Raw genomic sequence first — 22,400 nt, forward strand, 5'->3', positions numbered from 1 at the left:
CCGGGCGCAAGCAAAGCAGCGGGAGCTATGGGATGTCGGAAGCAGCACAACGCAGACGGGCGCGCGGTGGTGGCGGGGCGGCGCGTCGAGCGGCCCGCAGTGCGGTGTCCTTCGAGACCGCCCGTTACATCGAACGGAACATTCCGAACTTCGAGGTGCTGACCAAAGAAGCATTGGAAATCATCGAAACCAACGCGGAAACTGTCTTGGAAGAGATCGGCGTGAACTTCGTTGAGAACCCCACCGCTCTGGCGCGGTGGCGCGAGGCGGGCGCCGATGTCAGCGGCGAGCGTGTACGGATCCCGCGCGGCCTTGCGCGTGCGCTCTGCAAGACGGCACCATCGAGCTACGTTCAGCATGCTCGAAATCCGGAGCGCAATGTGGTCGTGGGCGGAAAAAGCCTCGTGCTGGCTCCGGTCTATGGGCCACCTTTCGTGCGCGATGCCGTGGGCGGACGGCGCTATGCCACGATGGAGGATTTCCGGAAGTTCGTGAAACTGGGGTATATGTCCAAGTGGCTTCATCACTCGGGCGGGACGGTCTGTGAGCCCACGGACCTGCCGGTGAACAAACGTCACCTGGACATGCTGCATGCGCATATGACCCTCAGCGATAAGCCCTTCATGGGATCGGTGACGGAGCCCAGCCGGGCCCAAGACAGTGTCGATATGTGCGCGCTGCTGTTCGGTGAGCAGTTCGTGCAAGACAACACCGTGATGACCTCGCTGATCAACATCAATTCGCCGATGACCTTCGATGACGTGATGATGGGCGCGCTGGAGGTCTACGCCAAAAACAACCAGGCCTGCATCATCTCCCCCTTCATTGTCGGCGGAGCCATGGCGCCGGTGTCGGTGGCTGGCACGTTGACGCAGGTTCTGGCCGAAGTGCTGGCGGGGATTGCCTACAGCCAGCTGATCCGTCCGGGTGCACCGGTGATCATGGGGGCCTTTGTAACGTCCATCGACATGAATTCCGGCGCCCCGACCTTCGGCACGCCCGAGGCAGCGCACATCACCTATGGCGCGGGTCAGTTGGCGCGCAGGCTTGGTTTGCCCTATCGGTCCGCGGGGTCGTTCTGCGGGTCGAAGCTGCCCGATGCACAGGCGGCCTATGAAACCTCAAACAGCCTCAACATGGGCCTCCTGGCCGGGGTGAACTTCATGTTGCACTCCTGCGGCTGGCTGGAAGGGGGTTTGGTGTCGTCTTTTGAGAAGTTTGTGATGGATGCCGATCAGCTGGGAACTCTGCATCATCTGGCGCAAGGCGTGTCTGTCGATGACAACGCGCAGGCTATGGATGCGATACGAGAGGTGGGGCCTGGCGGTCATTACCTCGGCTGCGCGCATACTCAAGAGAACTTCAAGTCAGCATTTTGGAAGTCTGATCTGCTCGACTACAAGCCCTATGAGACCTGGGAGGACGAGGGCGCGCGTGACACACAGACCCTTGCCAGTCTGCGTGTCGAGAAGATGCTTGGCGACTATCAGCAGCCGGCACTCGATCCGGCGATCAACGAGGCTCTTTCCGACTACATTGCACGACGGAAAGCGGAAGAACCCGATAGTTTCATGTAAGCCGATCAGGCGGCCTGCGACGCGCGCAAAACGCGGGCTTCGCCCAGCATCGCAATCAGCACGTCCACGTGGCGAATAAGGCTGTAGCTCGTGTCGCCTCCAGTCCGCTGCGCATTCAGGTCTGCTTCGAGTTCGATCAGCTTGAACAGAGCGGCGCCGTGCCTCGGCAGAACGCCGTACCCCAGAAGCCGTGGCAGATGCACGGAGCGCCGGTAGTCTTCAGCACCGATGCGGGCAGCCCGCATCAGAAGTGGTGGCCTGCGGATCGCGTGCAGCATTGAGATCAGATCTTGCATTGTATCTTCCTTTGTACCGTATTCCCCGTGAGCGTTCTGCCCAGCTGTGGCGATACTACACCCCGAACAACGGCCGTTGCGTTGTCTCTGCGTTTCACGCACGGGGTGTTTAGGGAGTTGTTAAGACTCTGAGATCACGCGGCTTTATGGCGAAGATGCAGGACGTGCGCCTTTGCCTGCCTAGTCGCACCCCGGCGTCCTCCCGTTGCGTTCAAGGCGCCTTCGCCGTTCGCCGGTGTAAAAGGTGTTTATGGTTTAGCAGCAATAATTCCCAAATCAGAAACTGTTAACGAACGGGTAACTAATGCAGCTTTAGGTTGTGCAATATGAAATGCCACAACTAAAGAATGTTATGATATTGGATCGGACCCCATGACGGAGCTGGAATTGTCATCTTCACCTACCTGCGATGGAGCTGAGGTTGGACTGCCAGATTGGGTGCCGGCCGCAGCTCAAATGTATCTCGCACATACAGAGGCGGGGTTGCCCATTCGCGCCTTGGCGCGCGCCGCTGGATGCCACGCTTCGACAATCTTGCGGCAAATCCGACGGGTCGAGACGCGGCGTGACGATCCACTAGTGGATGCCGCGCTCAAGACCCTGGGTGCGGCCCATTTCGTTGCTCGTTCGGAGACAGGCCATGTCAACCAGAAGGACATTTCGCGCATGAGTTTCCAAGACCGCATAGCGGCCCCGTCATCTGCCGATGAGCACCCACCGAGCGAAGCGAAACTCAAGGCGGAAGGGGTCCGCGTTCTGCGCCGACTCTGTGAAACCGGCGCCGTGCTCGCCGTGGCCGCTGAAATGGAAAAAGCGGTCATTGTCCGCGACGGGGCGGGGGGGCAGGCCACCCGGACCGGTGTCGTCTCCCGCCAGGTGGCCGAGGCCATGGCGCTCAAAGACTGGATATCGGCACAGACCACCGGGAAAATTACGCGCTATACGATTACGCCTGCGGGGCGTGCAGCCCTGGAATCGATGCTGGACGAGGAGGGCTGCACCACAGCAGGTGGGTTCTCCGATGTATCGGCTGATTTTGCCGGGCACCACCGCGTTTGGGGCGAGAAAACTCTGCCGGACACCGAGACCGGCCGGCCCCGCCGCATGCGGTACAACCTCGCCGAGAGCCCGCTCACGGCCTTGGCGCGGCGGCGCGACAAGAACGGCGAGCCTTTTTTGACCGACGATCTTGTGACCGTCGGTGAGCGTCTTCGCGAAGACTTCGAATTGGCCCAGATGGGGCCGCGCGTTGCGCAGAACTGGGACCGCTTTCTGACGTCGGGCGGACGGGCGAGCTTTGTTCCGGATACCGATGCGCGGGATGGGCCGTCTGACGCGCGCAAACGTGTGGCCGATGCGCTGACCGATCTTGGTCCAGGGTTGTCTGACGTGGCTTTGCGGTGCTGCTGTTATCTGGAAGGTCTGGAAACAGCGGAGAAGAAGTTGGGCTGGTCCGCGCGGTCGGGAAAGATCGTTCTGCGAATCGCGTTGATGCGCTTGAAGCGGCACTATGACGAAACCATTGGCCCGGGCGGCCCTCTCATCGGATAGTCGGCACGACGGCAAACAGAAACCAGCTTGGGGGCGTGCTTGAACGGCGCGCCCCCTTTGCTTGTGCGCCTGTAGCAATGCGGCCTTGCGTCATGCGACCGGCCGCCCGGTTGAACGTGCTGTCCTACATCGTCTAAACAGGAAGCAACTGGCGGATGCTACATGCAGCCCGCATCTCAAGGAGCACGTCTCATGGCCCCACGCGATCTCAAGATCCCGGCACAGCGCCATCCGGAGAAAGCCCGCCGCCCGGACAATCCTCAGCCCAAGAAACCGGATTGGATCAGGGTCAAGGCGCCGGGCGGGCAGGGCTATGCCGAAACGGCACGCATCATGCGAGACAACAACCTCGTGACCGTGTGCGAGGAGGCCGGCTGTCCGAATGTGGGCGAATGCTGGAGCCAAGGCCATGCAACCATGATGATCATGGGAGAGGTCTGCACCCGCGCCTGCACCTTCTGTAACATCGCGACAGGCAAACCGCCCGAGGCGTTGGACGCGTTTGAACCCGGGCGCGTGGCACATGCCGTGGAAAAACTGGGGCTCAATCACGTTGTCATCACGTCGGTGGATCGGGATGATGTGGACGACGGCGGAGCAGATCACTTCGCACAGACCATCCGCGCGATTCGGCACCGCAGCCCGGGCACGACCATCGAAATTCTTACACCCGATTTCATCAAGTGCGGTCCCGAGGCTTTGGAAGTGGTCGTCGAAGCCAGACCGGATGTGTTCAACCACAATCTGGAAACAGTTCCCGGCCTCTATCCGGAAGTGCGACCGGGCGCGCGCTACTTCCATTCGCTCCGGCTGCTGCAGCGGGTGAAGGAGCTTGATCCCGCTATGTTCACGAAATCGGGTATCATGGTTGGGCTTGGAGAGGACAAACAGGCCGTCATGCAGGTGATGGAAGACATGCGGGCGGCTGACATCGACTTTTTGACCATTGGACAGTACCTTCAGCCAACGCCGAAACACCACCGCGTGGACCGTTTCGTGCATCCCGATGAGTTCGCAGCCTATGAAAAGGCCGCCTATGGCAAGGGGTTTCTGATGGTCTCGGCAACGCCACTCACGCGATCATCCTATCACGCGGGGGATGACTTTGCTCGGCTCCGCGCGGCCCGAAATCGGAAACTGGGCATCGCGTAAAGCAAAGTGACGTTGCGTTATCGGGGGAAAGGACAAGGTCCATTCCCGTATTATTTATCGTGATAGTTGTGTAGTCCGGCCTAAGAAATTCTTTCACATCCCAAGGCTGATCCGATGACCGATATTCACTGGGCAATTCTTGCCCTGCGCGACATCAATTGTGCGCTAGACCGCACCCGCTACGACGTCGCCTCTCACCACATTGATGATGCAATCTTTGCGATCATGGCGCGCGACTCCCAGGACGCGGTGCCGCCAGCGCGGAGCGTGTCGCACGGGCGCGCAAAGACCTGACAGGCCGCCGTCAGGATTGCATGTCCGTAAAGCGCACCTTGCCAATGAATGGCAGGTTGCGATTGCGCTGAGCGAAATCGATTCCATAGCCAACCACAAACTCATCCGGGATTTCGAAGCCGGTCCAATCCGCTTTGAAATCAACCTCCCGGCGACTGGGCTTATCGAGCAGGGCGATGGACTTCAACCGGGCGGGCAGGCGGCTGGTCAGCAGTTGCGTGACGTGGTTCAGAGTATGGCCGGTGTCGACAATATCCTCGACGACCAAGACATCGCGTCCTTCAATGGCCCCGCGAAGGTCCTTCAGAATCCTGACTTCCCGGGAACTCTCCATGCCGTCGCCATAGCTTGAGGCTTCAAGAAAATCGACCTCGATGGGCAGGTCGAGCTCGCGTACCAGATCGGCGATGAAGACAAAGCTGCCGCGCAACAGCCCGACAACGACCAGCTTGTCGGTGTCTTCGAACTCGTCGTGTATCTCGCGGCACAGCGCTTCGATGCGTGCCGCAATCGCCTTGGCCGAGATCATTTCATCTATGACATAAGGACGCGCGGACATGGGTTAGACCTTGATCTTGGACAGGGAAAGCAGCACATGGATGGCTAGCTGCCACGAACTGACAAATCAATGCCCACTCACGCCGAAACTCGAACGCTGCCCTACAGCGCCCAACAAATGTACGACCTCGTGGCCGATGTGGACAGCTACCCGAAGTTTCTGCCATGGTGTTCGGCGGCCCGCGTTAAATCAACAACGCCACACGGAAAAACCGAGGTCATGGAAGCGGATCTGATCATTAGCTTCAAAGTGTTTCGCGAACGGTTCACCAGCCGGGTTGTTCTGATGCCCGAAGACAAGAAGATCGATACAGAGTATCTCGACGGGCCGTTTCGATACATGAAGTCAAATTGGGGCTTTCGTGATGTTGAGGGTGGCTGCGAGGTAAGTTTCTTCGTCGATTTCGCGTTTCGAAACATGATCCTGCAGCGCCTGATCGGCGTCGTTTTCAACGATGCGATGCTGCGGATCGTTCGCGCGTTCGAAAGTCGCGCTAAAGAGCTCTATGGCGCGCCCTAGGCGCGGACGTCGACCCTCAGAGATGATCTATCAACAATCGCAACGCATGATCCCGTGCCGCGGCACGGACTTGCGCGCGTCCCAACGCGCCAAATTCAACCGTTTGCGTCGCCAGGCTTCTTTCAGTGCAGATACAGAAACACACCCGCCCTTCCGGTTTGTGCTCGGATCCTCCTGGCCCGGCGATCCCGGTCACCGACACCGCAATCTGCGCACGCGATTTCTCAAGCGCACCTCTCGCCATCTCCGCAGCAACCTCTTCGGAAACGGCGCCATGCGCGTCCACGCTTGATGGTGAGACGCCCAGCATATCGACCTTGGCCTCGTTGGAGTAGGTGACGAAGCCTCGCTCGAACGCCGCGGAAGACCCGGCGATGTCTGTCAGCGCCGCCGTGATCATGCCACCGGTGCAACTCTCCGCCGCCGTGACCGTCTTTTTCGAGCATTTCGCTTTTTCGATAACCTCCGCTGCGAGGCTCATTGCAGCACCCCGTGATAGAGCCAGGCAAGGGCAAGCACACCGATTGCGGCGAAGATGCCGGCAATCACATCGTCCAGCATCACTCCAAGGGCGTCCCCGCGGCGGTCTGCCCAGCCAACGGGGCCGGGTTTGAGTATGTCGAAGAGGCGGAACAGCAGAAAGGCGGCGATCCACCCAGGCCACATGGCCAGAACGTCGATACCACGGGACCAGGCCGCATAGGACAGCGGCAGCAATGCGATCCATTGGCCGACAACCTCATCAACAACGACTTCGGACGGGTCACTCTCTGTGCTGTCCTTGGTCATGACAGCGGTGGCCCACCAGCCTTTGGCAAAGGCTGCGATGATGGCCATCAACAGGAGTGGAAGTCCGCCAAGCAAATGCAGAAGCCATGCCCAGGGCAAGGCAACAAGAGAGCCCCATGTGCCGGGCGCTGGACGAATATATCCGATGCCCAAAACCGTACCGATCAGACGCGCGATGCCCGTCATGGCTTGAGCAGCGCCGTTGTGGCGAGGCAAGCAATCCCTTCGCCCCGACCGGTGAAGCCCAGCCGCTCGGATGTGGTGGCCTTAACCGAAATTCGGTCTTTCGCGAGGTTGGTGATCATCCCAATCTGATCGCGCATATTGTCCGCGTGCGGCTCAATTTTGGGCTGTTCGCAGATAATGGTGCAGTCAATATTTGAGATTTCGAAACCCATATACGCGGCCAGATCGACCGCATGACGGAGGAAGACATCGCTGGCAGCACCCTTCCATTCCGGATCGCTGGGAGGGAAGTGCCGTCCGATATCTCCCTGCGCCAATGCGCCATAGATCGCGTCGGTAATGGCATGCAGCGCCACGTCGGCGTCGGAATGTCCGACCAGACCATGGGTGTGCGGCACTTCAATGCCGGCCAGAACAACGCAGTCGCCGGGCCCGAAGGCATGCACGTCAAATCCGTTACCCAGTCTGATGTCCATGTCGCTCTCTCAAAATGCGTTCCGCCCGTTCGAAGTCCTCAGGCATGGTGATTTTCAGATTGTCGTCGCTCCCGGGAGTGATCGCAACCGACAAACCTGCGCGGCACGCCAGTTCCACATCATCCGCCGCGCCTTCAGGGTAGGCTCGATGTGCTTCAAGAATACGTTTGAGATCAAAACCCTGGGGCGTCTGCGCCCGATAAAGCCCGTCCCGCGGGACGAAGCCGGCGACGTGGTCGTCTTTACCGCGCCACAACGCGTCGACAACGGGCACAGCCGGAGCTGCAGCAGATGCGGTCTCCAGTGCCGCAATCACACCATCAATGACCGCCGGAGAGACGCAGGGGCGCGCCGCATCGTGGATCAAGACGTGATCGGCATCACCCTCCACCACCTCAAGCCCCGCCCGGACCGATGCGCTGCGCGTGCTGCCGCCAGCTACTACATCCGCAACCGGTTCACTTGGCCAGAGGCTCGAGGAGATATCATCGGGATGCAGGACCAGCACAAGACGATCCACCCGCGGGTGGTCTGCAAAAGCGCGGAGGGCGAAGTAAGCACTGGTTTGTCCCGCCAAAGGCTGCCACTGCTTCGGTCGATCTCCGCCCGCACGTACGCCTCGGCCGGCGGCTACAATGACTGCCGCAATTGTCATGTCGCTATCGCTGTCCTCATCATGCACTGTCTATGGGTTTGGCGACGCACAGGCAATCAACCTTCCTATCTGCCTAAAAAATAAGCATCCGATCTGTGGTACAAGAGCGAGAGACCTTTGGAATATTGAGAGAATACCGCTCAATTGGTACATGATTTTGCGATGCCCAAGGATTAAGCATTTGACCTCGACCACATTCCCCTTCGATTTGAGCCCGCCGGTGCTTCTGGCACCGATGGCGGGCATAACGGATTTGCCGTTTCGCACAGTGGTTGCATCCTTCGGTGCTGGGTTGGTGGTATCCGAGATGGTGGCCAGCCACGACATGCTGAATGCCCGACCCGGAAGCCGGGAAAAGGCCGAGCTCGGCCTCGGGCACGTCGGCACTGCGGTGCAGCTTGCAGGACGCGAAGCGGCCCCTATGGCCGAAGCTGCACGGATGGTCGAAGGGCAGGGCGCACAGGTCATAGACATCAACATGGGCTGCCCGGCGAAGAAAGTGACACAGGGGTACTCAGGTTCGGCCTTGATGCGGACACCGGATCACGCCCTCACATTGATCGAAGCTGTCGTCAATGCCGTACGTATTCCGGTCACCCTGAAGACCAGGTTGGGCTGGGACGATCACATGCGCAATGCGCCGGAAATAGCGCGGCGCGCCGAAGCTGCCGGCATTCAACTGATCACGATACATGGGCGGACGCGGTGTCAGTTCTACAAGGGATCGGCGGATTGGGCCGCGATCCGCGAGGTCAAAAAATCCGTGGATATTCCCGTGATCGCGAATGGCGACATCGTCGATGCAAGCTCCGCGCGGCAGGCGCTTAGGGCTTCTTCGGCAGACGGGCTGATGGTTGGGCGGGGCGCACGCGGGAAGCCTTGGGTTCTTGCGCAGATCGCGCATGACCTCTTTCAGACCCCCAAGCCCGATGTTCCGAACGGCCGCGCATTCGCGGATATGGTTGCGGCCCATTACGAGGCGATGATCCGATTCTATGGAGACGAACTGGGGCTGCGTGTCGCTCGGAAGCATCTGGGCTGGTATATGGACAGATGCAATACCCCTGAGCCGCTGCGACGTGCTGTTCTGACAGCAGCAGAGGTCAAGACGACGCTGGGGTTGATCCCGCAGGCTTGTCACGCAGATGACCTGGTGGCCGCATGACATCTGATCGTGCCATCTGGGCCAGCCTGCCGGTGCCGACACTGATTATCGGGCCGGACGATCGGATCGTAGAGATCAACTCGGCCGCGGAAGGGTTTCTCAACGTTTCATCGAAATCCGTGCGTGAGATACCGGTCTGGGATCAGATTGCGGTCAACGACCCCTTGGAAGCCGCGTTCGAGCGGGCCCGGAACAGCGGCACGCCCCTGTTCGTCAATGATGTCGATGTGGGCAGCGGCGAACGTGCGCCCATGCAATCCGATCTTCAGGTGGCGCCCCTGGTTGGACATCCCGGGCACATGATCCTGATGATCTCACCGCGCGAACTGGCAGGCCGGATGACGCAGAACCATTCTGTGAAATCTGCGGCAAAGTCTGCGATTGGTATGGCGGAGATGCTGGCGCATGAGATCAAAAACCCCTTGGCCGGCATCACGGGCGCGGCACAGCTTCTCAGCATGAACCTCAAGACAGAAGATCTTGAATTAACTGATCTTATTGTCGAGGAGAGCAGACGAATTGTGAAGCTTCTGGGGCAGGTGGAGCAATTCGGCAATTTGTCCGTACCGGATTTCCAGCCTGTGAATGTGCACGACGTGTTGGATCGTGCCCGGCGGTCTGCGCTGCTCGGGTTCGGCGCGCATATGAAGATCGTCGAGGACTATGACCCATCGCTGCCGTTGGCCTATGGAGACCCTGATCAACTTTTGCAGGTTGTTCTCAACCTGCTGAAGAATGCGGCGGAAGCGGCGGGTAAGGTAAAGGGAACGATCCGGCTGCACAGCTATTACGAGCATTCCTTTCGATTGCGCCGCGCAGATGGGTCCGGACAATCACTGCCCCTGCAGATTGAAATCATTGACGATGGACCAGGGCTGCCGGAAGCGATCAAGGGCGATGTGTTTGACCCCTTTGTCTCCGGCCGGGAAAACGGGACCGGGCTGGGACTGGCTCTGGTCAGCAAGATCATTTCAGACCATGGCGGTTGGATTTCGGTGACCTCAGTTCCCGGAAAGACCGTGTTTCGTATCTCACTGCCGCGCGCGCCCAAAACCGCGCAGCAGTCATAAAGAGGAGAGCTGACCGATGGACGGCACAATACTTGTTGCTGATGACGACAGAACGATCCGCACCGTTTTGACACAGGCTCTGACGCGAGCAGGGTGCAAGGTGCACGCGACATCCAGCCTCACCACACTGATGCGCTGGGTTGCGGAAGGCAAAGGTGATGTTGTGATTTCCGACGTCATGATGCCGGATGGCAACGGCCTCGAGATGCTGCCAAAGATCGCCGAAGACCGGCCCGGTCTGCCCGTCATCGTGATCTCCGCTCAAAACACCATCATGACGGCGATCAAGGCGGCCGAGGCAGAGGCCTATGACTACTTACCCAAACCATTTGACCTTCCGGATCTGATGAAACGTACGGCACGGGCACTTGAGACACGCCCCCAGAACAGGCGCGTGACCGAAGACGCGGAGGCACGGCCGGACGATTTGCCACTGGTCGGGCGGACTGCGGTGATGCAGTCCCTCTACAGGGTCGTCGCGCGAGTGATGAACACAGATCTGCCGGTCTTGATCTGGGGCGAGTCCGGCACGGGGAAGTCTCTGATCGCGCGCGCCATTCATGACTTCTCTGACCGCCGGAACCTACCGTTTATCACGGCGTCATCTGAGGATCTGCAGGATCTGGAGGGGCCGGCACGTCTGCTTGCACGGGTGAAGGGCGGCACACTGCTGGTGGAGGAGGTGTCCGACCTGCCGGCAGAGTTGCAGGCACGGCTCGTGCATATGATGGACACGCCCGGAGAGTATGCGCCACGGTTTCTTGCGACGAGCCAGACCGACCTCAACTCCGACATGGAAGCGGGTCAGATGCGAAAGGACCTCTACTATCGCCTGAGCGGTGCGACGCTCAGCGTTCCGGCCTTACGCGAAAGGGTCGACGATATTCCGATCCTGGCAGCACATTTTCTCGCCAAGGCCGAAGCCGCAGGTGCCGCGCCGCGTGAACTGTCTCGCGAGGCCAGCGACATTTTCCGAAACTACTCCTGGCCCGGAAATGTGCGACAGTTGGAAAACGCGATCCGACGGCTCGGTCTGACGAGCCGCGCCGCCGAGATTGCCGCCAGTGAGGTCGAACAGGTGTTGGGCGCTCAGCCGGACCTCGAACCTATGCGGGCTGCCGGCAATACCGAGAAACTCGGCGCCTCCGTAGAACGCCATCTGCGTCGCTACTTCGATCTGCACGGTAACATGTTGCCGCCCGCCGGCCTCTATGCGCGGATATTGCGCGAGGTTGAAGCGCCGCTGATCGAGATTTCGCTGGAAGCGACCGGCGGAAACCAGGCAAAATGCGCCGATTTGCTCGGGATCAATCGCAATACCTTGAGAAAGAAGATTACCGACCTCGATATTGAGGTGACACGGCGCCGCAAATTGATGTAAAACCGCCACACAAAGCGTGGCCATTGGGGGACACCCCTGATCAGGACCACAAGATAAGGCGGTACGGCGCTCTTTGCGCCACATCATGAGTGAGGGCATCGGGTGAACCCCCGTGTAGAAAGGTCACTTTGGCTTCGGCTCGGGCGTCTGCGCCGCATGCGGCGGATGCGCAACTTCGCGACCTTGGGACTTGTGGTCTTGGGCCCTGTCTTGGCGCTGTGTACTTACTTGGTTCTCGGCCCCTTTGGTCAGACCGGCAACACGCTGGGCCTGCGTCTGATCCTGCTCGCCGATCTTGTTTATATCCTTGTGCTGGCCGCGCTGGTTCTGGCCCAAGTCGGGCGATTGATCGCGGCGCGAAGAGCAAAATCTGCAGGATCGCGATTACACTTGCGATTGACCGGGGTGTTCGCTCTCCTGGCGCTGATCCCGACTGTGACGGTCGCGATCTTTGCGGGACTCACTGTGAATGTAGGCCTCGAAGGGTGGTTTTCCGACCGCGTACGAGAGGTGGTCGGCAGCTCGCTCGCAGCGGCACAAGCGTATGAAGAAGAGCAGCGGATTGATCTTGCCGAAGATGCGCTGGCCCTCGCGCGCAGCCTGGATGCCGCGCGGCGGTCGGGCACCAATGTCTCGGACAGTGAACTGCTTGGCGAACGGCAGCGTCAAATTCAGCGCGGGCTGCGCGAGGCATACCTGATAGACGGAACGCGGGAAATTCGAGCGCGAGGAGACAGATCGTATCTGTTTGATTTTGAACCGCCGTCTGAAACGGAAATGCAGCAGGCGGACGAACAGGACGTTGTTGTCATAGAAGATTGGGATAACAACGAGTTCCGTGCGCTGGTGCGGCTGTCTGCTTTCGTTGACAGGTTTCTGTACATCAGCCGCGAGGTCGACGGCGAAATCCTGTCGCTTCTCGACGAAACCAAGGAAACCGTGCTGTTCTACGAGCAGCTCGAAAGCGAGCGCGGTCGCCTGTTGTTCGACTTCGGACTGCTTTACCTCGCTTTCGCGCTGATCCTGATCCTGGCGGCGATTTGGCTAGGGTTGTGGTTTGCAGAACGGCTTTCGGTGCCCGTTGGCCGCCTGACGGGCGCAGCCCAGCAGGTTGGCGCAGGAGATCTGGATGTGCAGGTTCGTGAGGATGAGGGCGATGACGAGATCGCCATGCTCGGGCGGTACTTCAATCAGATGACGCGCCAGTTGAAAGCGCAGCGCGAGACGCTCATAGAGAACACCGAGCAGATCGAACGACGCCGCCGCTTGTTCGACTCCGTTTTGAGCTCGGTCACATCAGGTGTTGTCGGCCTCGACCCGCGTGGCCGGGTGACCTTCGTCAACCCAGCGGCGGAACGGCTGCTGGACTGGCAGGGAGGGCAGGAGTTTCTAGCGCTGAAAGTGGTCGTGCCGGAGTTCGGGCCGATGTTCGAGACGGTCGTCAAATCCCGCAATGAGATGGCGCAGGGTGAGGTGAAGGTTTCGCGCCAAGGTCGGCAGGAAAACCTTCTGGTCCGGATGGCGACGCGGCGGTCACAAGACGGCACCCTGGAAGGTTATGTGGTCTCTTTTGACGATGTGACGGATTTGGTGAGCGCGCAGCGGATGGCGGCCTGGGGCGATGTGGCCCGCCGGATCGCGCATGAGATCAAGAATCCCCTGACGCCGATCCAGCTTTCCGCTGAACGGATAAAGCGAAAGTTCTCCCCCAGGGTGGGGGATGACAGCGAGGCACTGGACCAGATGACCGATGTCATTGTGCGCCAGACCACGGACCTGCGCCGCATCGTAGACGAATTTTCGAAATTCGCTCGGATGCCCGAACCGGAACGCACAGCTATCGACCTGAACTCGGTGGTCCGTGATGCGGTATTGCTGCAACAGACAGGTCAGCCGGACGTCCAAATCGAGATCGATCTGCCGGATCGTGTCGTGACGGCGGACTTGGATGCGACAATGATCAGCCAAGCCTTGACGAATCTGATCAAGAATGCCGGGGAAGCTATTGAAACTTTGTCCAAAAAGGGCACACCCGAAGGCTACGTACCGCAAATACATGTGACGCTGGAAGCCGACGAGACCCAGGCGACGATTTTGATCTCGGACAATGGTATTGGCCTTCCAGAAGACCGGGCGCGCCTCTTCGAACCCTATGTTACCACGCGAAGCGAAGGCACGGGGCTCGGGCTGCCCATCGTCAAGAAAATCATTGAGGAACATGGCGGAAGCCTGTCTCTCGAAGATGCGCCGATCTTCAACGGCCAAGACCATTTCGGCGCCATGGCGGTCATCACGCTGCCATGCAAGGCGGGCGCCGTGACGTTATCCCCTGAGCAGGAAGGATTATGAACCATGAGCGACATTCTTATCGTAGATGACGAACGCGACATTCGCGAATTGATCTCCGATATCTTGCAGGACGAGGGGTTTGCGACCCGGCTGGCGGGCAACTCGGACGATGCGATGGCGGCGATCAACGCCGAAGCGCCAGCGCTGATCGTTCTCGATATCTGGCTGAAAGACAGCCGGATGGACGGGATCGATATTCTCAAGACGGTCAAGCGGGATAATCCGGACGTCCCCGTTGTCATCATTTCCGGCCACGGGAATATTGAGATCGCTGTCGCTGCGATCAAGCAGGGTGCCTACGACTTCATTGAGAAGCCCTTCAACATCGATCAGCTGCTGGTCGTGATCCGACGGGCGATGGAAACCTCGCGTCTGCGTCGCGAAAATCAAAGCCTTCGCCGACGAGACGTCACGAAATCCGAGATGATCGGTCACTCGGCGGCCTTTCGGTCATTGGTCGGGCAACTCGACAAGGTGACGAGGTCAAACGGGCGCGTCATGCTCACCGGGCCCGCGGGATGCGGCAAGGAAGTGGCGGCGCGGTACATCCATGCGAATTCAAACCGCGCCGCAGCGCCCTTTGTGACGGTGAACTGCGCAGGCGTCGCCCCGGAACGCATGGAAGAGGTGCTTTTCGGCCGCGAGACGCCCGAACGTGGCGTTGAGCCCGGCCTCCTGGAGGAGGCGCATGGCGGCGTGATCTATTTCGATGAAGTTGCAGATATGCCGATCGGGACCCAGTCGAAGATCTTGCGTGTCCTGGTGGATCAGCAATTCCAGCGGGTGGGCGGCAATGACAAGGTCCGCGTGGACCTGAGGGTGATTTCCTCCACCAATCGCGATCTGCAACAGGCCATTCTCGCCGGAACCTTCCGGGAAGAATTGTACCACCGCCTGAATGTCGTGCCGATTGCTGTCCCGTCGCTGGAAGAGCGGCGTGAGGACATCCCCGCATTGGCCGAGCACTTCATCAGCGAGATGAATGCAACCCAAGGCCTGCCGCAACGCAGCTTGAGCGACGATGCCGAAGCGTTGATGCAAACCATGGTCTGGCCGGGAAACGTGCGTCAACTCAAGAATCTGGTCGAGCGGGTGCTCATCCTCGGCGATGAAACGGGACCCATCCAGGCACGTGAGCTTCCCGGCTCGGATGACAGCAGCGGTGATGAGAATCGCGTCGTTCTTTCAGGGGCACTGGCGACATTGGCCTTGCGGGAGGCTCGCGAGGCGTTTGAGCGAGAATATCTACTCACCCAAATCAATCGCTTTGGGGGCAACATCTCGCGAACGGCGACATTTGTGGGTATGGAACGGTCTGCGTTGCACCGAAAGTTGAAGTCACTGGGTGTTGTGACCTCCGCAAAGTCAGGCGCGCGGGTCGCGCATGTGGACGAAGTGGAGACGGACGCCGCGGAGTAGTCTAAATCGCAATCTCCGCCAGTATGTCGACGCCTTGCATCTTGAAGAAGTGCAGCATGTCGATGAACACCCAGTTTTCGGCGAGCCGGTCGCCTTCGCGGCGGTAAATGTCGACCACGCGCATGTCGGCACGGGCGTCATTTGCCGCCACGCCCATATAGCCACCGGTGTTGGTCAGCGTCAGGTTTGGCCAGCCAAAGAAACCGCCATATCTGCCTTCGGCCATGCGGCAGACATGTCCATTGAAGGCTCGTCCGGACAAGCCGCGCCGAAATGGCCCCTGGTGTTGCTCGATATAGCGGTCAATCGTGTAGCTCGCCCCGATACCCGCTGGGCCCCACCAGATCATGTCGTCCACCCAGTCCCGCGCGAGTTCTTCTTCTGGAGGCAGCCGGAGGTTGGGCCCATTGGCCTGTGTGATGGAGCCGATCATCATGTTGATGCGTGCAAGCGTACGATCTGTTTCGTCTCTCTCCTGCGGCGCACGTAACAGCCCATCATGCGTCATCGGCCCCGGCTGGACGAGATGTTGTCCGGTTTGATCTGCATGCAGTGGATTGAGTCCAACTTGTAGCATCAGATGGAGAAGGTCCACGGAGAGGGCTGTTTGGGTGATGTGGCCCGCTTCGATCTTGTTGAACTCGGCATAGCGTAGAAATGCCATCTTTCGCGTGGCCGGGATGCTCAGGAACGGTCTGTCAAACAGCCCCATCAGATGGCCCATGGAGCAGGTCCATAAGCCGTCAAATCCGTCGATCTCATTGAGACCGGAGAAGAAGATATCCTCGCGCCGTTGGACGCGGTTAAAGGCTGTCAGAAAGGGGATCCAGAAAACGTCAGCAATTGCACCCGGTCCGATCTGTTCGTGAAACGGGTGCATACCGTACCAACGACAGTCCGAGGCCAGGCGTTCGCGCAAAATGTGGGTGACGGTTTGGGGCGTAGCACGTGAGAGAGCCGCGTAGTGCTCTTCAACGAGCCGCTTTGCTGGTTGGAGGCCGGGCATAGGCAGTGTTGATACATTCATGATGCCAAGCTGTAGAAAGCGTCTGGTCGGACTTCCAGCCCAAATGCGACGCGGTTAGCCTGCCTGGTTCACAATTTGCCACGAGCCATCCTGATAGCGAACTGCGCAACTCCGATCCGTCAGGCGGGGAAGTACCGTCGTGCTTGCTTTCGGCACGGCCCGAAAGACGCTGTTTGGGCAGTTCGCTACGGTAACGGGCGCATACCCTTGATTGGCCATGCACGACGTTTCGGCTCGGGTTCGCAAATCGGCGTTGACGTCGACGGTGTAGATACGTCCCTGCTCGAAGTAGCCGCCCCGCGTGTAGCAGTGTCCATTGGTGTTGCAGTATCGGCGCGCGGGAATGTAGATCGGCGGCTCTTGGCGGATCTGGTTGTTCACAGGCACGTCCGCAAGTGCGGCAATCTCGCAAGACAAAAGATCAGATTCCATTTTAGAAACCTCTGCACCCGGGCGGTGGTAGATCGACAGCGGGGCGCAGGCCGTCAAAGCAAGGATGGCAGAGAGCAGGAGAGGCCGGGAGCAGACGGGCAACATGCGGTCAGTCTGCCGCCATTTCTGCCGAAGGACAATTGAATTGACCGCTCTTGGGCCATCTGCCATTCAGAAGGTCGCGGAATGGCTCGAAGGACCCCGGACGCATGAAGGTGATTATCTGTGGCGCGGGACAGGTGGGGTGGCAGATCGCCCGCCATCTGTCGGGCGAGCGCAACGATGTCACGGTCGTCGACAACAACCCCGACCTTGTGCGCCGCGCCACTGATACTCTCGACGTGCAGGGGATCGCTGGTTTTGCAAGCTATCCTGATGTTCTTGAGCGCGCGGGTGCACGCGACGCCGAAATGGTGATCGCGGCAACCTATTCCGATGAAGTCAATATGGTCACTTGCCAGGTGGCGCATTCAGTTTTCGGGATCAATCGCAAGATCGCACGTCTGCGAAGCCAGTCCTATCTGGACGCGATTTATTCCGATCTCTATCGCCGCGATCATATGCCGATCGACGTGGTGATCAGCCCGGAAAAAGAGGTTGCCGCCGCCGCCTTGCAACGACTTTCAGCGCCTGCCGCCTTTGATACCGAGATTTTCATGAAGGGGCAGGCGCATTTGATGGGCATCACCATCGAAGAGGAATGCCCGGTCGTGAATACCCCGTTGCGGCAGCTCACAGACCTCTTTTCCACATTGCGCGCAACGGTGGTGGGTGTTCGGCGCGACGGTACATTGTTCTCCCCTGAGGCGAAGGATCAGCTGTTCGTAGGCGATGACTGCTACGTCTTCACCCACGTCGACGACATCCCGCGCACGCTGGAAATCTTCGGCAAGAAGGTGACGAAGCAGGAGCGAGTGGTGCTCGTCGGGGGAGGCAACGTGGGCCTTGCGGTCGCACAGGCCCTCGAAGCCCGCGCAAAACGCGTGCGGGCCAAGGTCATCGAAAAAAGCCGCATCTGCGCAGAGCGCGCGGCGGAAGCTCTGGAGCGCACCATCGTGCTGAATGGCGACGGGCTGGACGCCGGTCTTCTGGCCGAGGCGGGTATCGCGCGCGCCGATGCGATGTTGGCCATCACCGATGACGACAAGACCAATATGCTCGCCTGTGTGCGGGCAAAGGCCGAGGGCTGCCCCTATACGATTGCGTTGATCAACGACCCCACGCTGGTGCCTCTGATGTCTCCCTTGGGCATCGATGCTTACATCAACCCGCGCGCCACAACTGTGAGTTCGATTTTGAGGCACATCCGGCATGGGCGCGTCCGGGCGGTCTATTCCATAGGAGACGCAGAAGCCGAGGTGATCGAAGCGGAGGTCCTGTCGACGTCCCCCCTGGCGGGAAAGCGGATCAACGAGATCGATTTTCCCGAAGGCGTGCTGATCGGCGCCATTCGCAAGGGCGACGACGTCATCAGACCGCTCGGCTCCACACGGATTGACGAGGGGGATGTGGTGGCCATTTTTGCGCTGGCCGGTGATGTGCCGGAAGTGGAGCGGCTGATGCAGGTCTCCATCGACTTTTTCTAGGGCATGGCTCGAGCCCCCCAGATCGAAAGGCGCCGCAGTGCATGGGAACAGCTCATGGATTTGCCGCTGTTCCTTCTGATCTTCGGGCTCGCCTCAGTGGCAATGCTTGTCCCCGCCGTCCACGGCGGGACCGTGCGAAACATCGACACGGCACGTATGTTTTTCTATAGCGGCATTCTCGGCCTGACGCTCTTCTCGCTGATTGCAATTGCTTTGGCGGGGCGGCGTCCAAAGCACGGGGCGCTTGGCACGCTGCTGTCCCTCTTCTCGACCTTCGTCTTTCTGCCGGCCTTTCTTGCAGTCCCATTTTTTGAGGGGCTTGGGACCACCACATACGTCAATGCCTACATGGAGATGGTCAGTGCGATCACGACGACCGGTGCGACACTTTTCGTCGATCCGGAGCGGCTTGACACCACATTGCACCTTTGGCGCGCGCAGGTCGGGTGGATGGGCGGTGCGGTCATGTGGATTGCGGCATCTGCCATCCTCGCGCCGTTGAATCTGGGTGGTTTCGAAGTCACCGCACAGGCGGAGCCGGGGCAGCGGGAAGCGCTTTCGAGCCTGATTGGACGGGCTGATCCAAGAGAACGGCTGTTGCGCGTGTCGTCAGCGCTTCTCCCAATCTACATCGGCCTCACAGCGCTGCTTTGGGTGCTGTTGATGATCAGCGGCGATGCATCCTTGGTGGCTTTGTGCCACGCGATGGCGGTGATGGCGACCTCGGGCATCTCTCCGGTGGGCGGCATTGAGTTCAGCGGGTCGGGCATCACCGGAGAGGCGCTGGCCCTGCTGTTCATGTTCTTTGCGCTGTCCCGCCTGACGTTTTCATCCGATACGATCACGGCGACCCAGGGGGGGTTACGAACCGATCCGGAGTTTCGCCTCGGCCTGGTCTTTATACTTGGTGTCCCACTTATTCTCTTCGCAAGGCATTGGTTGGGCGCGTTTGATGTCGCCGCCGAGGACGATCTGACCCAAGCGGGCCGCGCACTGTGGGGATCCATATTCACGGTGATGTCTTTTCTGACGACCACAGGATTCGCCAGTGACTACTGGGCGCAGACCCAAGCCTGGTCCGGGCTCGAAACCCCCGGGTTGATCCTCATGGGATTGGCCTTGATCGGTGGGGGGGTGGCAACCACCGCAGGAGGAGTGAAACTGCTTCGGGTGTTCGCGCTCTACCTCAACGGGTTGCGTGAGATGGAGCGCTTGGTACATCCGTCGTCGGTCAGCGGAGCCGGCACGGATGCACGCAGGCTTCAGCGCAATGGGGCGTTTATCGCATGGATTTTCTTCATGCTCTTTGCATTGACGCTGGCGGCTCTGACCATCTTGCTGGCCCTACTGGATGTCTCCTTCGAAAATGCGCTGGTCCTCAGCATTGCGGGGCTGTCGACCACCGGCCCACTGATCAGCCTCGCGGCAGACGAGCCCATTCTTCTGACAGAACTGAGCACGGGCGCGAAGGCGGTTTTTTGCGCAGCCATGGTTCTGGGTCGTCTTGAAACCCTTGCCATCATTGCGCTTTTGACGCCCGATTTGTGGCGCAGCTGATCATGCCATTTTTTAGGTCCGTAACGGACTGTTTTTTGGGGTGGAATCTCCGGACGGGGCACTTCATAATTGCGCCACGAGGGGCGGGCTCGATCTGCGGGCTCCGGCAAGAAAAAAGGCGAGTGCTAAAATGGCGTCGGACAGACAGAACCTTCAGGATGCGTTCCTGAACCATGTTCGCAAGACGAAAGTTCCTGTGACAATCTTCCTGATCAACGGTGTGAAGCTGCAAGGCGTGATCACCTGGTTCGACAATTTCTGTGTGCTTTTACGTCGGGATGGCCAGTCCCAGCTTGTCTACAAACACGCGATTTCGACCATCATGCCGAGCCAGCCGATCAGCCTGTATGAGGGCGAAGACGCTTCTTGAGTAAAGCGCCGTTTCAAGTCGACAACACTGATGCAAGCCGAGTGACTCGGGCCTGGGTGCTGCATCCGGATATCAAATCTGACCCAAATCGCCGCCTCGCCGATCATGGATTGGCCGAAGCCATTTCGCTCGCTCACGCTCTGCCGGAGCTTGAGGTGGTCGGCGGCGAGGTAGTTCCTCTGAAATCAGTGCGAGCGGGCATGCTGTTCGGCAGCGGGAAGATCGACGAGATCAAGGCCGCACTGGAAGAGCGCGAGATCGAACTCGTTTTGGTCGATGGCCCCGTCAGCCCAGTACAGCAGCGCAATCTCGAGAAGGCCTGGGGCGTCAAGCTGCTCGACCGCACCGGGCTGATCCTGGAGATTTTCAGTGACCGGGCTGCCACCCGCGAGGGTGTTCTGCAGGTCGAAATGGCAGCGCTCAGCTATCAACGCACACGGTTGGTGCGCGCCTGGACGCACCTGGAGCGTCAGCGCGGTGGCCTGGGTTTTGTGGGGGGGCCTGGTGAAACGCAGATTGAGGCGGACCGCCGCGCAATCGACGATCAACTCGTGCGGCTGCGGCGTCAGCTCGACAAGGTGGTGAAAACACGCGCGCTGCACCGTGCAGCCCGCGCCAAGGTCCCGTACCCGATTGTGGCGCTGGTCGGCTACACCAATGCCGGAAAGTCGACGCTTTTCAATCGTTTGACGGGCGCGGAGGTGATGGCCAAGGACATGCTCTTCGCGACGCTCGATCCGACGATGCGGCGCGTACAATTGCCGGACGGACCGGAGGTTATCCTCTCTGACACGGTGGGTTTCATCTCCGATCTGCCAACCGAACTGGTGGCAGCGTTCCGTGCCACGCTCGAAGAGGTGCTTGCTGCGGATGTGATTTGCCACGTGCGCGACATCTCGCACCCCGAAACGGAGGAGCAGTCCCAGGATGTGCGCGAGATCATGGGTTCTCTTGGTGTGGACGAGGAGCGCCCCAACTTCGAGGTATGGAACAAGCTCGACCGTCTTGATGCCACTGCCAGAGCTGCGGTGCAGGTCCGGGCGGACAGGGACGATCATGTCTTCGCCATCTCTGCACTGACAGGTGACGGAACCGATGCGCTGTTGGCCGCAATCAGGAAACAGCTGCAGGGAGCCAAGCACGAAAAGCACCTGCATCTCGATTTTTCGGATGGCAAGAAACGTGCCTGGCTCTTTGATCATGAATTGGTCGAGGCGGAGCGGCAGACGGAGAGTGGCTTTGATCTGACAGTGCGCTGGACCGCTCAGCAGGAGGCCCAGTTTGAGCGGCTGTGACACTGAAAAGCGCTTCCTCTCGAGCCCGGATCGCCTACCGCTACCTGAAGGCGGCAATTTCAACGCGCTAAGTGGTGTTCGATGTATCACCTCAAGCGCAGAAGGCTATCACCGGCAGGTGCGGTGGGCCTATGGGCCACCGTCGGTGGCAAATCGCCAAGCGCCGGGGGTGAGGTTATTGAGCGCCCAGGATCCCACCTGAACCCGGATCAACCGCAAACATGGTAACCCAACATGCGCCGTCATGCGCCGGACCTGCCGGTTGCGCCCTTCACGAATCGTGATCCGCAGCCAGGCGTCCGGAACCGATTTGCGAAAACGAACCGGTGGGTCCCGGGGCCAGAGCGGCTCCGGCGGATCAATCTCGGCGACCTCGGCCGGTTTGGTCTGCCCGTCCTTCAGCGTCACACCTCTGCGCAACCGGTCGAGTGCAAACGCGTTAGGCCGGCCTTCGACCTGAACACAATAGGTCTTTGCCATCTTGTGTTTCGGATGGGCGATGCGCGCTTGCAATTTGCCATCATCCGTCAGCACGAGCAGCCCTTCGCTGTCCTTGTCGAGCCGTCCCGCCGGGTAAACCCCGGGCACGTCAATATATGCCGACAGCGTTGGTCTGGCGGACCCGTCTGCCCCCTTGTCCGTGAATTGCGACAACACCCCATAGGGCTTGTGAAACAGAATAACCCGAGCCATTG

23 protein-coding genes are annotated in these 22,400 nt (G+C 59.6%); 14 read left to right on the forward strand and 9 right to left on the reverse strand.

Annotation, left to right across the window (positions count from 1 at the left end; all coding sequences use genetic code 11):
* The first annotated feature begins 32 nt into the window (after window positions 1–32).
* The gene (locus Q1A71_RS10465) at window positions 33–1,577 is read left to right on the forward strand and encodes a trimethylamine methyltransferase family protein (RefSeq protein ID WP_299675112.1); all 1,545 of its coding nucleotides are present in this window, start codon (window positions 33–35) and stop codon (window positions 1,575–1,577) included.
* Window positions 1,578–1,582: 5 nt separating this feature from the next.
* On the opposite strand, the gene Q1A71_RS10470 is transcribed toward Q1A71_RS10465, so the two are convergent.
* The gene (locus Q1A71_RS10470; RefSeq protein WP_299675115.1) at window positions 1,583–1,873 is read right to left on the reverse strand and encodes a DUF6477 family protein; all 291 of its coding nucleotides are present in this window, start codon (window positions 1,871–1,873) and stop codon (window positions 1,583–1,585) included.
* A gap of 666 nt (window positions 1,874–2,539) precedes the next feature.
* Here Q1A71_RS10470 and Q1A71_RS10475 point away from each other — a divergent pair.
* The 3 genes from Q1A71_RS10475 to Q1A71_RS10485 all read left to right on the forward strand — a co-directional run bounded on the left by Q1A71_RS10475 (window position 2,540) and on the right by Q1A71_RS10485 (window position 4,870).
* The gene (locus Q1A71_RS10475; protein WP_366140232.1) at window positions 2,540–3,424 is read left to right on the forward strand and encodes a DUF6456 domain-containing protein; all 885 of its coding nucleotides are present in this window, start codon (window positions 2,540–2,542) and stop codon (window positions 3,422–3,424) included.
* A 192-nt stretch (window positions 3,425–3,616) separates the two neighbouring features.
* The gene (lipA, locus tag Q1A71_RS10480) at window positions 3,617–4,576 is read left to right on the forward strand and encodes a lipoyl synthase (RefSeq protein WP_299675121.1); all 960 of its coding nucleotides are present in this window, start codon (window positions 3,617–3,619) and stop codon (window positions 4,574–4,576) included.
* Between the two features lie 114 nt (window positions 4,577–4,690).
* A complete protein-coding gene (locus tag Q1A71_RS10485) occupies window positions 4,691–4,870 on the forward strand; it encodes a hypothetical protein (protein ID WP_299675124.1) in 180 nt (59 codons plus the stop codon).
* 10 nt (window positions 4,871–4,880) lie between these two features.
* Here Q1A71_RS10485 and hpt read toward each other — a convergent pair whose 3' ends face one another.
* Window positions 4,881–5,429, reverse strand: a complete 549-nt coding sequence (gene hpt, locus Q1A71_RS10490) for a hypoxanthine phosphoribosyltransferase (protein WP_299675127.1) — start codon at window positions 5,427–5,429, stop codon at window positions 4,881–4,883.
* A gap of 69 nt (window positions 5,430–5,498) precedes the next feature.
* On the opposite strand from hpt, the gene Q1A71_RS10495 reads away from it, so the two are divergent.
* A complete protein-coding gene (locus Q1A71_RS10495) occupies window positions 5,499–5,948 on the forward strand; it encodes a type II toxin-antitoxin system RatA family toxin (protein WP_299675130.1) in 450 nt (149 codons plus the stop codon).
* Between the two features lie 16 nt (window positions 5,949–5,964).
* Here the strand turns inward: Q1A71_RS10495 and Q1A71_RS10500 are convergent, their stop codons facing one another.
* Genes Q1A71_RS10500 through ispD form a run of 4 tightly spaced genes read right to left on the reverse strand, consistent with a single transcriptional unit; the run spans window position 5,965 to window position 8,054 of the window.
* Window positions 5,965–6,429, reverse strand: coding sequence for a CinA family protein (locus Q1A71_RS10500; RefSeq protein ID WP_299675133.1), 465 nt, complete (start codon window positions 6,427–6,429; stop codon window positions 5,965–5,967).
* On the reverse strand, window positions 6,426–6,923 hold the full coding sequence (locus Q1A71_RS10505; RefSeq protein WP_299675136.1) for a phosphatidylglycerophosphatase A: 498 nt from the start codon (window positions 6,921–6,923) through the stop codon (window positions 6,426–6,428). The genes Q1A71_RS10500 and Q1A71_RS10505 overlap by 4 nt, the downstream gene beginning before the upstream one ends.
* Window positions 6,920–7,369: a 2-C-methyl-D-erythritol 2,4-cyclodiphosphate synthase gene (ispF, locus tag Q1A71_RS10510; RefSeq protein ID WP_299675139.1), complete on the reverse strand. Its 450-nt coding sequence runs from the start codon at window positions 7,367–7,369 to the stop codon at window positions 6,920–6,922. The genes Q1A71_RS10505 and ispF overlap by 4 nt, the downstream gene beginning before the upstream one ends.
* 10 nt (window positions 7,370–7,379) lie before the next feature.
* A complete protein-coding gene (ispD, locus tag Q1A71_RS10515) occupies window positions 7,380–8,054 on the reverse strand; it encodes a 2-C-methyl-D-erythritol 4-phosphate cytidylyltransferase (protein WP_299675142.1) in 675 nt (224 codons plus the stop codon).
* A 181-nt stretch (window positions 8,055–8,235) separates the two neighbouring features.
* On the opposite strand from ispD, the gene dusB reads away from it, so the two are divergent.
* From dusB to Q1A71_RS10540, 5 genes are all read left to right on the forward strand, one after another.
* On the forward strand, window positions 8,236–9,219 hold the full coding sequence (gene dusB / locus Q1A71_RS10520; protein WP_299675145.1) for a tRNA dihydrouridine synthase DusB: 984 nt from the start codon (window positions 8,236–8,238) through the stop codon (window positions 9,217–9,219).
* On the forward strand, window positions 9,216–10,289 hold the full coding sequence (locus Q1A71_RS10525) for an ATP-binding protein (protein ID WP_299675148.1): 1,074 nt from the start codon (window positions 9,216–9,218) through the stop codon (window positions 10,287–10,289). Before dusB ends, Q1A71_RS10525 begins: the two co-directional genes overlap by 4 nt.
* Window positions 10,290–10,305: 16 nt before the next feature.
* Window positions 10,306–11,670: a response regulator gene (locus Q1A71_RS10530; RefSeq protein ID WP_299675151.1), complete on the forward strand. Its 1,365-nt coding sequence runs from the start codon at window positions 10,306–10,308 to the stop codon at window positions 11,668–11,670.
* 156 nt (window positions 11,671–11,826) lie between these two features.
* Complete coding sequence (locus tag Q1A71_RS10535) at window positions 11,827–14,019, forward strand: PAS domain-containing sensor histidine kinase (RefSeq protein ID WP_299675154.1); 2,193 nt, start codon at window positions 11,827–11,829, stop codon at window positions 14,017–14,019.
* 3 nt (window positions 14,020–14,022) lie between these two features.
* On the forward strand, window positions 14,023–15,438 hold the full coding sequence (locus tag Q1A71_RS10540) for a sigma-54 dependent transcriptional regulator (protein WP_299675157.1): 1,416 nt from the start codon (window positions 14,023–14,025) through the stop codon (window positions 15,436–15,438).
* A 1-nt stretch (window position 15,439) separates the two neighbouring features.
* On the opposite strand, the gene Q1A71_RS10545 is transcribed toward Q1A71_RS10540, so the two are convergent.
* Window positions 15,440–16,465, reverse strand: coding sequence for a nuclear transport factor 2 family protein (locus Q1A71_RS10545; protein ID WP_299675160.1), 1,026 nt, complete (start codon window positions 16,463–16,465; stop codon window positions 15,440–15,442).
* A 54-nt stretch (window positions 16,466–16,519) separates the two neighbouring features.
* A complete protein-coding gene (locus tag Q1A71_RS10550; protein WP_299675163.1) occupies window positions 16,520–16,897 on the reverse strand; it encodes a hypothetical protein in 378 nt (125 codons plus the stop codon).
* A 209-nt stretch (window positions 16,898–17,106) separates the two neighbouring features.
* On the opposite strand from Q1A71_RS10550, the gene trkA reads away from it, so the two are divergent.
* The 4 genes from trkA to hflX all read left to right on the forward strand — a co-directional run bounded on the left by trkA (window position 17,107) and on the right by hflX (window position 21,705).
* Entirely contained in the window at window positions 17,107–18,483 is a 1,377-nt protein-coding gene (gene trkA / locus Q1A71_RS10555) for a Trk system potassium transporter TrkA (protein ID WP_299675166.1), read from the forward strand.
* A gap of 54 nt (window positions 18,484–18,537) precedes the next feature.
* On the forward strand, window positions 18,538–20,040 hold the full coding sequence (locus Q1A71_RS10560) for a potassium transporter TrkG (RefSeq protein WP_299675169.1): 1,503 nt from the start codon (window positions 18,538–18,540) through the stop codon (window positions 20,038–20,040).
* Between the two features lie 130 nt (window positions 20,041–20,170).
* Window positions 20,171–20,410 (forward strand): RNA chaperone Hfq, encoded by a 240-nt coding sequence (gene hfq / locus Q1A71_RS10565; protein ID WP_007119530.1) that lies wholly within the window; start codon window positions 20,171–20,173, stop codon window positions 20,408–20,410.
* Window positions 20,407–21,705: a GTPase HflX gene (hflX, locus tag Q1A71_RS10570; RefSeq protein WP_299675172.1), complete on the forward strand. Its 1,299-nt coding sequence runs from the start codon at window positions 20,407–20,409 to the stop codon at window positions 21,703–21,705. The genes hfq and hflX overlap by 4 nt, the downstream gene beginning before the upstream one ends.
* Before the next feature lie 129 nt (window positions 21,706–21,834).
* Here the strand turns inward: hflX and Q1A71_RS10575 are convergent, their stop codons facing one another.
* The gene (locus tag Q1A71_RS10575; protein ID WP_299675175.1) at window positions 21,835–22,398 is read right to left on the reverse strand and encodes a pseudouridine synthase; all 564 of its coding nucleotides are present in this window, start codon (window positions 22,396–22,398) and stop codon (window positions 21,835–21,837) included.
* Window positions 22,399–22,400: the final 2 nt, after the last annotated feature.

Origin of the sequence: uncultured Roseobacter sp. (genome assembly GCF_947493125.1) — a bacterium.
GTDB lineage: Bacteria > Pseudomonadota > Alphaproteobacteria > Rhodobacterales > Rhodobacteraceae > Roseobacter.